The organism is Plastoroseomonas hellenica (assembly GCF_018129085.1).
Lineage (GTDB): Bacteria > Pseudomonadota > Alphaproteobacteria > Acetobacterales > Acetobacteraceae > Plastoroseomonas > Plastoroseomonas hellenica.
In genome coordinates, this window is sequence record NZ_JAAGBB010000024.1 from 32,861 (window position 1) to 46,076 (window position 13,216).

The 13,216-nt window shown below is 64.2% G+C and carries 8 protein-coding genes; 6 read left to right on the forward strand and 2 right to left on the reverse strand.

The features are described 5' to 3' along the window. Positions 1–11: 11 nt before the first annotated feature. Both GXW71_RS19510 and GXW71_RS19515 read left to right on the forward strand, forming a co-directional pair. Positions 12–818, forward strand: a complete 807-nt coding sequence (locus GXW71_RS19510) for a nitroreductase family protein (protein WP_211854252.1) — start codon at positions 12–14, stop codon at positions 816–818. After that, positions 811–1,554 carry an NUDIX hydrolase gene (locus GXW71_RS19515; RefSeq protein WP_246526714.1) on the forward strand — a complete coding sequence of 248 codons (744 nt, stop codon included), beginning with the start codon at positions 811–813 and terminating at the stop codon, positions 1,552–1,554. Before GXW71_RS19510 ends, GXW71_RS19515 begins: the two co-directional genes overlap by 8 nt. A 126-nt stretch (positions 1,555–1,680) precedes the next feature. On the opposite strand, the gene GXW71_RS19520 is transcribed toward GXW71_RS19515, so the two are convergent. Both GXW71_RS19520 and GXW71_RS19525 read right to left on the reverse strand, forming a co-directional pair. Continuing rightward, a complete protein-coding gene (locus GXW71_RS19520; protein WP_211854256.1) occupies positions 1,681–2,544 on the reverse strand; it encodes an FkbM family methyltransferase in 864 nt (287 codons plus the stop codon). Between the two features lie 38 nt (positions 2,545–2,582). Continuing rightward, positions 2,583–7,298 carry an FkbM family methyltransferase gene (locus GXW71_RS19525; protein WP_211854258.1) on the reverse strand — a complete coding sequence of 1,572 codons (4,716 nt, stop codon included), beginning with the start codon at positions 7,296–7,298 and terminating at the stop codon, positions 2,583–2,585. Between the two features lie 395 nt (positions 7,299–7,693). Between GXW71_RS19525 and GXW71_RS19530 the strand changes: the two genes are divergently transcribed. The 4 genes from GXW71_RS19530 to GXW71_RS35480 all read left to right on the forward strand — a co-directional run bounded on the left by GXW71_RS19530 (position 7,694) and on the right by GXW71_RS35480 (position 13,151). Beyond that, on the forward strand, positions 7,694–8,449 hold the full coding sequence (locus GXW71_RS19530) for an acetyltransferase (RefSeq protein ID WP_211854260.1): 756 nt from the start codon (positions 7,694–7,696) through the stop codon (positions 8,447–8,449). Positions 8,450–8,602: 153 nt separating this feature from the next. After that, a complete protein-coding gene (locus tag GXW71_RS19535; protein WP_211854261.1) occupies positions 8,603–9,763 on the forward strand; it encodes a glycosyltransferase family protein in 1,161 nt (386 codons plus the stop codon). Between the two features lie 77 nt (positions 9,764–9,840). Next, positions 9,841–11,406, forward strand: a complete 1,566-nt coding sequence (locus tag GXW71_RS19540; protein WP_211854263.1) for a glycosyltransferase — start codon at positions 9,841–9,843, stop codon at positions 11,404–11,406. Continuing rightward, positions 11,403–13,151: a glycosyltransferase gene (locus tag GXW71_RS35480; protein WP_211854265.1), complete on the forward strand. Its 1,749-nt coding sequence runs from the start codon at positions 11,403–11,405 to the stop codon at positions 13,149–13,151. Before GXW71_RS19540 ends, GXW71_RS35480 begins: the two co-directional genes overlap by 4 nt. Positions 13,152–13,216: the final 65 nt, after the last annotated feature.

Here is a 13,216-nt window from a genome sequence, read left to right on the forward strand (position 1 = left end):
AGGATGCGGGCGTGAGCGAATATCTGAAGGCCCGCTACGGCAGTGCGGATTTCGCGCTGCCGGATCCCTTGCCGGAGGCGTTCCGCGCCCTCCTCGATCGCCGCGTGACGCGCCGCTACCGCGCGGCGCCGGTGCCGGATGCGCTGCTGGACGCCGTGCTGGCCGGCGCGCAATCGGCGCCGAGCAAGTCCGACCTGCAGCAATATTCCATCGTCGTCACCCGCGACGCCGTGAAGATCGCGGCCGTCGCGGGCTGGATCGGCAGCATGCCCTGGATCACGCAGGCGCCGGTCTTCCTGCTGTTCTGCGGCGACATGCGGCGCGGTCAGCGCGTGGCCGGCCTGCATGGGCGGGAGCACGCGAACAACAACCTCGACACCTTCCTCAACACGGCGGTCGATGCGGCGCTTGCGATGGGGGCGGCGATGACGGCGGCCGATGCGCTCGGCCTCGGCACCTGCCCGATCAGCTATGTGCGCAGCCATATCGAGAAGGTGGCGCCGCTGTTCCGGCTGCCGAAGGGGGTCTATCCCGTCGCGGGGCTGACGCTCGGCTTCCCGGAGGAACGCAACGCCCCCTCCCCGCGCCTGCCGGCCAGTGTCGTCGTGCATCGTGAGACCTATGACGATGCGGCGCTGGAAGCTGCGCTGCCCGGCTATGATGCGCTGCGCCCGTCGGCGAAGCCCCGCTATCCGGAGGTGCATGGCGCGGCGCCACAGGGCTGCGCCTGGTCGGAGAATGTCGCGCGCCAGCTTTCGGTGCCGGAGCGCTTCGGCTTCGCGGCCTGGCTCCGCACCCGCGGCTTCGACCTTGCCTGACGACGCCGCCCGCCCCGATCCCCGTGCCGACAACCCGGGCGGCGCGGATGCCGAACCTGGCCGGCGCCGCGGACGCCGCGCCGCACGGCCGCGTAACGCCGCCGCACTGATCCTCTGGCGCGACACGCCGGCGGGGCCGGAGATGCTGATGGGCCGGCGGCACGCGAAAAGCCGCTTCATGCCGAATGTGCTGGTCTTCCCGGGCGGCGCCGTCGATCGCGCCGACCACTATGCGAAGCCGCTGACGCCGCTGCCGGAGGCGACGCGCATCGCGCTGGAACGCAAAGCGACGCCTTCCCTCGCCCGCGCGATCGCGGTGGCCGCGGTGCGGGAGCTTTATGAGGAGACCGGGCTGGTCCTCGGTGAGCGGCAGGGCGCCGGTCTCGCGCCCGATCTTGCCTGCATTGGCTACCTCTGCCGCGCGGTCACGCCGGCCGCGAGCCCCATCCGCTTCAATGCGCGCTTCCTGCTGGCGCCCGCCGAGCGGGTGCAGGGGGACATCGCGGGCTCTGACGAGCTCGACGGCATCGGCTGGTACACACGTGACGCAGCGCATGCCGATGCTCTGGCACCGATCACTGCGCTGGTGATGAAGGAGTTCCTCGGCTGGCACTGCCTAGTGCCGAGTGCGCGAGTTTCGCATCCAATGGCGTTGTTCCAGGGATTGGATGGGAAGACTGTGGAACACTCATCCGTGGGCGCTCAGGCTGCGGCTAGACCGGTGACGAGCAGATAAATCAGACGCCCGGCGTGCCCTTGCTTGAGCAGGCTTCCGGGTTCCCGCGATCATCAATGTCAGTCGACGCGCCAGCGGTGCCGCGTGTTGGACCGCGCGAATTCCGCTGCTCCACGATTGGAAGCGTCAGTGTGGTGAGCAGAAGACGTGCGGGTTATCGAAGGACGCCAGCCATGAAACATCCACATGGCCATCGATGCGCATGATCGGATCGAAGATATTGGGCAGGACTTCGTACGAGTAGTCATGCTGATTGAGGATTTCGAAGATCGCGCTCAGGGTCGACACGCGGTCGGCGAACAAGAAGTTATGAATCTCCAAATCGATCACCGGGCGCTGCGTGAGGATCCTCCTCGCCCCCTGAAGAGCTTCGAGATCGCTTCCCTCCACATCCATCTTGACGAAATCGACCCTCAACGAGGGGTCGACATCGTCATCGAGAGCGACGACCTGGATATGATCCGTGCTCGACCGGTCCGAACCGGCCACAAGCACCACGTTGCCGGAATTCCGGTGATATGGAAGCGTGGCGTCGCCTGAGCCGACGGCCCTGGGATGCACGAGCACGTTTGTGCAGTTGTTCAGCGCGGCATTGCGACGAACGACTTCCGCGTTCGCCGGAAGTGCTTCCCACGCATGCACTTGACCCGTCTTCCCCGTCATCAGGGAAAAGAGCACCGTCATCATGCCGTGATGAGCGCCGCAATCGAGAATGTTGAAGCCTGGCCGCACATTCTCCAGGCACCACTGCCGCTCGGGCATGAACTGATCGGGAGAGGAATCGTACCAGGATTTCCCCGTTTCGTCAGAAATTAAGAAATCAAAAACAAAAGGGCCGAACTTTCTACCGTTAGCTACATATTCTTTGAAGTTCATTTCGCAAATTTCCGCTAAGCTGATATTTTCGGTGCCATTTGATTCAGCTTTTTGACTTCGGATCACTGTTTTGAAAAATCTGGCGATCTTTCGCAAAGACGTGGATTCGTCCATGGTCCTCCTCCCCTTATCTGGCCCTACATTCTTCCACACTAACTAAGCCGCTCCGTGTTGACCCGTAGCCCTTGCAGCATGCCGCGGAACCGGCGCCCTAGGCTGTCCCAGGCGTGTTCCTCCAGCCACGCCGCCGCACGCACCTGGTAGTGGCGGCGCATCGGTCGATTGCGCAGCAACGCATCGACGCCCTGCGCAACGGCCTCCGCATCGAGGCTCTCGAAGCGATGGACCGCACCAATCACCTCCTCGAAGATCGCCACCGGCGTCACCGCCACCGGTGCACCGCTCGCCAGGGCGACGCGAATGGCCGCGCTCGAGGATTCCTTGCTCTCGTCATAGGCCAACACGACCAGATCGCATTGGGAAAGCCGGTGCTGGCATTCCTCCAGAGGCAGGAATTCCGTCTCCCAGGCGATCGCGTCGGCAAGGCCGAGCGACTCAGCCAAAGCCTGGCAACGCGTCAGCTCCGTACGCGGCGCGTAGGGATGTAATGCATTCAGCAGCTTCAGTTGCAGCCCTGGCCAGCGTGCCTTCAGTATCGAAGCAGCTTCGATCAGCCGGCCGATCCCCTTTCCTGGAGCCAGGAATCCGAAGCATCCGATCACTGGCGCATCTTCATTGGAGAGGGCTCGCGCCGCCGGCGCAACCCAATTGGCCGGTGCTCCTTGCGGGAACAGCGTCACATTGGCCGTCAGTCCCAGGTCCTTCAACAGATTCAAATCAGCGACTTGGTGCACCACTACGCGAGCGATTCCACGGAGCACTTCGAGGGTGGCCAGGCGATCCTCTTCGGGAATCTCCATGATGCGCGGCGCGGCATGAAGCGTAACCGTCACGACGCGGCCTGCAACGCGCCGGTCGAGCAACAGATGCCTGAGCTGCTGCCATTCGATCAACCCCGGCTGATGTTGGATGACCACGACGTCGGCATCCAGCACTGCGATCTCTCGCGCCAGGGTTTCGGCGGTGTGGACATCAGTTATGGTCCAGCCGACCCGAACCCGCTCCTTGCCGACCGATGACGGCGCTGTGCGGGAATCGCAGATGATCGTGGTCTGCATCGCCGCACCCGCGTCGCCCATGCCCTTTGTTAGGAAGCGCGAATACTCGGCGATCCCGCAGCGCACATCCCAGGTGGAGACCCAGGCGAGCCGCATCGGCCGCGGCGCGGCGGCCAGTAGTATGTCGATCATCATATCCCAGGCGCGGTCGGCCCAGGCCGCGGCGTCCAGCCGCTGCACGAGAGCAGCGCGCGCGCGCTCGGCCATCCCGGCGAAGCGTCCGCCGCCGCCCTGGAGATCCTGGAACGCCTCGCGCAGCGCCCGTACAAGGTCGTCGCGATCCGGCTCAACCCAGACAGAGCCCGCAGATGCAATATGGCTGCGCGATGGCGCGAAGCGGTAGCCAATGAAGCGCGCCTCATCGGGCGTGCAGAAGTCGAGGTGACCGCCGAAGCCGGTAACGATCAGCGGGATGCCGGCTGCCACGGCCTCCGCCGCCGGCATGTTGAAACCCTCCCCCCGCGCCGGCAACACCATGACGTCGGCGGTACGGTAGAGGTCGAGCAAGGCCTCGCCAGCGAGATCCTCGTTGACGAAGGTGATTTCCGGCAGTTCCGGATCGGCCATGCGCAGCGCGGCGATCTGCTCGGCCACGTCATTGTGCGGGTTCGGGAAGCCTTTGATCACCAGCCGGACGGAATCGCCGCGCCGGAATGCCGCCGCATAGGCCGCAAGCAGCGCATCCACCCCCTTCCGCGGGAAGCAGGATGAGACGTGAACGAAGGTGAAGGGCTCATCGATCGGGCGGGGTCTGGACGAGCGCTGTTCACCGATGCTGAAGAAGGCATCGAGGCTGGGTGCATAGCCGGCGGCGGCGATCGGCAAGCTGACACCGGAATCGATCAGTGCCTTGGCGACGAAAGATGAAGGCGCGAGGACGCCCCGGAAGCCACCGTTGATGCGTGCCACCGTCTCCGCCGGCAGCAGCGATTCCTCCCAGAACACCATGACGGCGGCGCCGTCGCGCGGGTCCTGCGGCACATGGATCGGATAGTGCTGGCTCAGGACTAGCTCCGGCCCTGTCACGGCAGGTGGTCGGGATATCAGTTCCGAGACCGGCCCAAGTTCCTCCGTGGGGACGCCGTCGAGCGTTGTGGCCGGCCCATTCTCCCAGGGTAGGATTCGTATCCTGCCCGGCTGCCGGGCCTCCAGCGCCAGGGCCGTGGTGCGGTTGACTATGGCCAGGCTGTAGCTGCCGCTGATGTGGCCGGTCACGGTCACCCGAAGGTTAGCGGCCATAATGTCCCGCGCCGTGCGGCTGGCTGGCGGAGCAGCGCCGGCCGAGAGCAGCGCCTGCATCAGCGTCTGCGTATGCCGTTCAAGCCGGAAACGGCCCAGCACTTCGCGCTGCCCAGCGACGATGCGCGCGCGCCGGTCCGGATCGCGCGCGAGCTGGAGCATCGCGTAGCCCACCGCCTCGGGTGCGCGGTCCTGCAGCAGGACACTGGCGCCGCTGAGGGTATAGGGCACCGCTCCGGCCGGCCAGGCGAGGACCGGCACGCCATGCGCCATCGCCTCGATCAGCGGAACACCAAAACCTTCGTGATGGCTGAGCGATACGTAGAGGTCCGCAGCCTGATACCATCCATGCAGCGCCTCATCCGACACCGGACCCGTCAGAATGACATCGCCGTCCAGCCCATGCAGCGCGATCCTTCGACGGATCTCCGTCGGATACTCTGCCTCATCTCCCGCCGAGCGGCCGACGAGCACCAGCCGGGCCGGCTTGTCCCATTCCCCGCGGAAGGTAGCGAAGGCATCCACCAGATCCGCCTGCCCCTTTGAGGCGACGATGCGGCCGACGAAGAGGATGGTGAAAGGCTGGTCACCGGGCCTGGGCGCATCCGCCCCGGATCCCGCGCGGGCGCGTATCGCGTCCACATCGAAGAGAAGTGGGCAGGCTGCCGGCGACGTGTAGCCAAAGGCGCGCAGTTCCAGAGCGTTGTAATCGCTGTCGGCAAGCGCGGCATACATATGCGGCCGCATGATACCGAGCTGCTGCCGGCCGATCTCGGCGTAGCGGACCGAAACCGGGAAATCCGAGAGAAATTCCGGCGGTGTGATGTTGTGGTACATTAGGATCTTACGCGCGGGTAGTGCCAGGATGCGATCCAGCGCGTCGTAGCCCATGGAGTGATGCACGATGAGAACATAGTCGTCGTGCTGCGGCAGGTCGCCGATCTCCAGCAGATCATCTGCCAGCGCCGGATGCCGGTGCTCCACAAAGATCTCACTCTCATAGCCCTGGCCGCGCAGCCAGCTGCGGATCAGTAGCATGCTGTTGGTGATCGCATCGCCCGGCGCCGAGCCTGAATGGAACTGATGCACCACGAGGGTAAGCCGATGCGCGGGCGAGAGCGGTATCGGGCTGGAAGCCAGGGCCGCCGATCCGATCGCATGGGATGGAATTACCCTGTGCGAGGCGACCCTGGTCTGCAGGGCGGAAGCCAGATAGGCATCGCTGCGTTGATGCAGCCACCGCCAGCCCCCCGGCGCGATCCGCCTGAGCCAGGCGTCGGCCGCCCTACTGCCGGGGAGCCGCACAGCGACACGAGTTGCCGCATAAAAGGCGATGCGCGCGGCTTTCTTGAGGTGGCCGCCATCCTCGCCCGCGCTGCGCTTCAGCCGTTCCACCCGGGTCGGCGCCATGCCCGCCTCCACCAGGGCGAGGCCCAGGCGGCCACGGGCGGCTTCACGCGCCGCACGTATAGGCGCTGTCAAACGCCAGGAGGTGCTCGTATGGATGTGAGCAAGGCAGGTCTCTGCGGCCTCGGCGCGGCTGACGGCGATGGTGGTGCGTGCGGCTTCGCGGCGCGCCGTCGCTTCAGCCTGCACCGCCCTTGCTTCCACCCGCGCGGCCCGCGTCTCCGCCTGATTGGCGCGCGCGCCCGCTTGCATGGCCTGTGTCTCCGCCTTCAGAGCCCTCAGCTCCGCCTGCCCGGCGCGCGCCTCCGCTTCGCCTGCGCGCGTCTCGGCGCCAACAATCCGGTTGAGTTGTTCCGTATCGCCCGCGCGAATGAAGTCATCGAACACATTCGGCGGCGTCGCGAAGGCTGATGACAATGCCTCCCAATGTTCGGCAGCGATATAGAAGCGGTTCAGGCCGTCGAACCACGCGAAGCGATAGTTGGCCGAGAGCAGCAGCGGCTCCCATTCCGAGAACGCTTCCTCCTGCGACAGTGGCTTGGTGGCCTCGACCAGCACGATCCAAGGGCGGTGCCGCGCGAAATCCGCGCCAGCCAGCACCTCCGCTTCCGATCCTTCGACATCGACCTTCAGGAAATGGATCTCTGCCGAGGCGTGCTCGTCGCAGATCGTGGCCAGGCGACGCGAAGGGGTCTCGTGCTCCCGGACCTCGAACCCGGCCGCACGATGCCGATCGGCGATGTCGCCGTGCGTGGTCGAAAGTCCGGTGCCAACCACCTCGAAGAAGCGCACAGGTTCCGAACTTACGCCCACGGCGACGGCGAGGGTCACGTCGCGCGGCCGCGCTCCGGCAATGCGCACTGCGAAGGACGGGTTGGCTTCGATATTGATGCCGCGCCAGCCCCGGTCGCTGAAGGCGCGAGTGATGGAATACTCATCCGGATGTGCCGCCCCGACATCGATCCAGAAACCTCGCTCCACGTGCTTGAGCGCTCGCCAAAGCATAACGTCTTCAAAATTCTGCGCATACGAGATGAAGGTCACGGGCACCACCGAAGAGAGCCTCAGGAAAGGCAGTCTAGTCTAACTTAAAGTAACTGATTCGACCAATTCTTACTAGAATATACTCTTATGGAACAGAATTTCCATTCTTTCACCCAATCTACAATAGACCCCCATCTATTCACTGCACCTGAGCCAGAATTTTGCCGGCGCTGGGCAATGGCCTGACCATGAGGTGCGGATGCGGAGAATCCCGCAAGGCAGCACAGTCTGAAACCGTCGCCAGAAGCCGGCAAGCGGGCACAACGAGGGCAGTCACCAATTTGTCCGGAATATTCTTAACTCAGAACGTTCTGACAGCCCCGGGCAGCGCGCTTCGCTGCCCTGAGGCCCCAGCGTGGAAATGACATGGTGAGCCATTGCTGGTGCAAAAAGGCATGGCCTATACGGCGCAACGGGAACTGGAACGCCTTGACGGCTGCACTCTTTCCTGGGTTGCGCGCGGCTTTCTAGCACCGCAGTGCCTTTATGCGCGATACCATTACACCAATCGCTCTGGAGATCGCATGAAGCTTGTCATTGTCGGCGCTGGCGGTCACGCAAAGGTGGTGCTCGAGGTTTTCAGAGCCCTCGGGTCCCATGACGTCGTCGGCTTTATCGCCCCCGACATGCTCGGGGCGCAGGTGCTGGGCCTCCCAGTTCTCGGGGACGACACCTTGCTGCCGCGCCTGCGCAAGGAGGGCGTGCAGGCTGCTCTTGTGGCACTTGGGAACAACCGATTGCGCCAGCGCATTGGCCGCCAATTGCAGGAAATGGGCTACCTGCTGCCCGCTGCGGTGCACCCATCCGCCCTTGTCTCGCCCTCCGCGAGAATCGGGCAGGGCGTGGTCGTCATGGCGCGCGCCGTAGTCGGCACAGAAACCGTGCTGCAGGAGTTGAGCATTCTGAACACCGGAGCCGTGGTCGATCATGACAATTCCATCGGTGCCGCCGCGCATATAGCGCCTGGTTGTGCTCTTGCCGGCAACGTCGTCGTCGGCGATCGGACCCTGATCGGCGTTGGCACGGCGGTGCGGCCCGGCATTCAAATCGGAGGCGATGTGATCGTGGGAGCCGGCTCGGCCGTTGTATCGAATCTAGAGGCCGATTGCCGGGTTGGAGGTACCCCCGCCAAGCCGTTGCGCAACCGCTGACTGGCGTCATACAGAGTGGCAGCACTTGTCAGCCACAGGTGACTATTGGAAAAGGGCATACTTGAGGGAAGCCCGTACACAATGCTACCGATCGCCGTCCGTGGCCCATATTGCCGCGTTGCGATACTTTTGCCCGCCATCTGGCATGGCGGCATGCTGCGGAACGCCTGGGCTTTGGCCGATACGATCGGCGACCTGCGGGCGCCCGACGGGCGGCCGCTGGAAGTGGTGATCGGCTTTCGTCGCGATGGGGCTTACGATTGGCCTGCGTTCGAGGCGCGGGCCCGGCAGGCATCTTATCGTCTCAGTATCCGCAAGCTGGATTGGTCTTTCAAGCCACCCGCGATTCTCAATGTGATGGCCGCGCGTGAGTTGATTCCGGAGGGCCTTGTCACCTATGGCTGGATGCCACGTGATGGGCTTCACGACTTTCTCGATTGCGAAGGCTGGATAGTCTTCGGCACTTCGCTGGAAGGCTATGTGGCGCCGCTGCGGCCGCGCATCATCTACTGCGCCGACCACATCAGTCGCTATGTGCCGGAAGCTGAGCGATTCAGGACGCCCGAGCACAAGAAGCTGACCGACGAAACCTTCCTTGGTTGGCGCCATGCGCGGTGTGTATTCGCCACCACACCCCGCACCATTTCCGACACCGTGAGCTACGCCGGCGTGGTCAGCCGGAACGTCAAGCTCGTGCCAACTCTCATCGATCCGGTGCGCGATACGCCGGTGCCCCAGATGCGGCCGCCAGGTGATCGCATTCTATGGGTCACCAATCCCGCCAGACACAAGAACCACCTGAAGGCGCTCGAGGCGCTCCGCCTCTATTGGCAGGAATTCGACGGCAGGTTGGACGTCCTCATTTGCGGTCCGTCTACTGATCAGTTGCGCCCCGCCTCCGCGTCTGATCACCCATTTGCGGAGGCGCTGCGAAACAGGCCACGTCTGATCGAACGCATCGCCTTCGCCGGCGAAGCGGATGATGCCGCCTTTCTCGACCTGATCGCCGATTCCGCCTTTGTTTGGCACAACGTGATCATGGACAACGGCACCTTCACCGCCTTCGATGCGGCTCGGGCCGGGCGCCATTTCGTTAGCAGCGATTATCCGTCCATGCGGTATTTAGCGGATCGGTACGGAATCGACGGGATTTGGTTTCCGGCAACCGATGCCCGGGCCGCCGCTGCGGCGCTCCGCGAGGCCGAGCGCCGGCTGCGCGCAGGAGAGGCGCCGCGTCATGTGCTCGTCGCCGATGATCCTCAGGAACGGGTTCGCGCCTACCAGGGTCTGCTCGATACCCTGCTCGCACCATGAACTCCCCGACTCTGCCTCGCCCGGCAATCGGCGTCTGGTTGGAATGGCCTGCTGGCGGATCTTTTGTGGCCCAAGGCATGTCGCGTTTGCTCGGTTTTCTCATCGAAGGCGCAGCGCAATGTGGATGCTGCACTTTTCGTGTTGCCGTGCCGAGCGCCGTCGCCGCCGATGCCCATCGCTTCCTGCGAAGCCTGAAGGCCACCGAGGGAGTTGATTGGACGCTGCATGCGCCGCAGCTTCCCGAAGAGCAGCCCAGCCTCGCCAAGGAGCCCGTTCCGCCGGCGCCAGCATGGGTACGCAGCCCGCATCCTCGTGCAGCCGGCGTCGTGCTGGCAGCGGTTGGCGTGATGCTGCTTCCCCTGGCACTTCTGCGCAGCCTGCTGCGGCCGATTCTGCGGCCGCTCTGGCGGCGTTTCGCCATGCTGATGAGAGTCGCTCGCGACCCCGTGAACGGCGCGACTGAGGTCGCGGCCTGGCTGCGGCGATTGCCTTTCCATCTCGGCGAGCGTCCGGCGCGCCTGCTGGAGTTGTGGCGCCTCGATCAGCTTCCGCCTCTGCCGGCAGCCGAAGCGGAGAAGCGGATATATGATCCGGTACTGATCGACCCGGCCTCGGCGACATTGGCCCTCACCTTGGGCCGTCTCCCTGTCGATGGCTGGCTGATATTCTTCCCGAACTACTCGGCCGCGACCCTGCTGCCCGGCCCGCGTGCAGTGCTGTTCCCGGACGCCATGCCCTTCGACTTTCCTCACGGTTGGCGCGACGCGGAGTGGCAACCCGGTGGCACCTGGCATCGCTGGCTTCGACGCACCCGATTGCTTCTCGACCAGGGCGACCCGATCATCACCTTCTCTCACCATGTGGCCAGACGGCATGTGATCGGAATGCTCGGGGTCGCGCCGGAGCGTTGCCATGTCATCCCACTGGCGCCGCCAAATCTGGCTCCCCTGTTGCCCGGAGTGGCGTCATGCATGGCCGCGACTCCGGACAGCCGCGCCGCAGCGGCGGCCATGCTGCGCGAACATGCGGCCAAGCGTGGCTGGACCTATCTGCGCGACTTTCCGTTCGAGGAGACCGCCTTCGTGGTGGTGTCCACGCAGGACAGGCCGAACAAGAACCTCAGTATTGTCGTCGAAGCCTTGCTGCGGCTGCTCAGGCGCGACTTGGTGAGCCTGAAGTTGGTGGTCACCGCCACACCGGATCCGGCCGAAGGCTTCGGCCGCCAGATCCGCGAGGTCGGATTGGAGCATGACGTCATCGCCATGCCCGACCTGCCTGCACCCGAGCACGCCGCGCTGTTCCATTGCGCCGCGCTCGCCGTTCATCCCGCGGTATTTGAAGGCATCGGCATGCCTTTGCCCTTCGGCGAGGCGATCAGCGTCGGCACGCCATGCCTCGTGGCCCAGGGACCACATGTCGCGGAGGGGCGCGCCGATCATGACCTTGCCGAGGACATCTTCGATCCCTACGACGCGGAGGATCTTGCTCGGCGCATTTTGAAAGTGATGAACAACCGCGAGGAAACCTTGCACCGTCAACGGCAGGTCTATGCCGACCTAGCGCGCAATACCTGGGCGCAGGTTGCGGCGGCCTATGCGGCGGTCACGCTGCACCGGCCCGGGATAGGCGTGACCATCCAGTGAGCGATGAGATGCGCGTAATCCCGGCGCCCGGGACGTCGCGGCCGAAGATCGGGGTTTGGCTGGAACGAACAGAGGGCTCCTCCTTCGCCGTCGAGGGCATGTCGCGACTTTTGGGCTTCCTCATCGAGGGCGCGGCGAGATCGCGATGCTGCATCTTTTGTGTCGCCGTGCCGCCATCCTCCGCCGAGCAGGCCCGCAGTTTCCTGCGCGGGCTGCAGGCGAGAGAAGGCGTCGACTGGCTGGTCAATGCGACGGCACCCGAAGCCGTCATGCAAAGCGCGGCCATCTCCTCATCGGCGCCGGCAGTCGAGGAGTCCCTCCCGGCCGCCTCCCCGGATTTGCCGAAATGGGCGCGGCTGTCGCCGCGCACCATGGGCAATAGCATCCTTGTCCTCGGCATCATGTCGATGCCGCTGGTTATCATTCGCGCGATGCTGCGCCCGATGTGGCGCTTGCTTTGGCCGCATCTGCGGCCGCGACTGGAGGTCATCCGGGAGGCATACCGCCATCCGGCAACCGGCGTCAGTTTCGCCGTCGGTTGGCTGGATCGGCTTCCCCTTGGTCTCGGCCGCCGCCTGGGCAGATTGCTTCAGGCTTGGATCGCCACGGGGGAACCAGCCGATGAACCCGGGTCACTGGCGGCAGGTGCGCGCGAGGCGGCACGGCCTGATGAGAGTGAAGGTCCGATCATCCCGCCGTCGATCGCCGACCTGGCTCGCAAGGCAGCAACGTCGATGCCGGTCGATGGCTGGCTGGTGCTCATGCCCTATTTTAATGCTGCGACATTGCTGCCGAAACCGAAGGCGGTTCTGTTTCCCGATGCTATCCCTGTGGAGTTCGCTGCTGGTTGGACCAACGATTACTTCGTCAACGGGGGTTTTTGGGCAGAATGGCAGGCACGAATCAGGCATTTGCTTGCCGATGGTGACCCGGTGATCACCTTTTCCGAGCATGTCGCACGGCGGCATGCATCTGGCATTTTTGGCGTGGCGCCCGAGCGCTGCCACGTGGTCCCACATGCGCCGCCACGACTTGCACATCTGCTGCCATTCCTGGCTTCGGCGGAAGCCCCATCGCCAACCCGGACCCTCGCAGCAGAGATGCTGCGCCAATATGCCGCCGATCGGGAATGGACTTACCTTCGTGAGTTTCCGTTCGAGGAAGTCACCTATCTCGTCGTCTCGACTCAGGATCGGCCCAACAAAAATCTCCAGGTCGTGATCGAGGCCGTCCGCATCCTCCTCCGGCGGGATCTGCTAGACGTCAAGCTTATCGTTACCGCGGGCATACACCCTGGATTGCCCCTCGATGCGCTGCTTGGTGAGCATGGCCTGAGGCATGATGTGATATCGATGCCCTTCTTGCCCGACGATATCCATGCAGCCCTGTTCCATTGCGCGGCACTCGCCGTTCATCCTTCGGTCTTCGAAGGGGGGCGAGCCCCGTTCCCGTTCAGTGAAGCCGTCAGTGTGGGCACTCCATGCATCATGGCGAACGGTCCCCATGTCCAGGAGCTGATTTCAGAAGTGCCCGAGCTTCGCGATGCTGTCTTCAATCCATATGATCCGGAGGAGCTGGCTCAGCTCATCCGATCCGTGCTGCAGGAGCGAGCCTCCCTGCTGGAACGCCAGACCTCGATCCTGCAAGTCATAAGCGAGAGAAATTGGGGGCAGGTGGCCGCCGATTACGTTGCGGTGATTATGGGAAAGCCTCCGCAGACATCACCACCGTTTTCACTGGCTTGATATTGTTGCTAGTTTAAAGCCTCAGCGGCGCGCCAGCTTGCCCCTGCGGCTTGTGAGCGGCATCT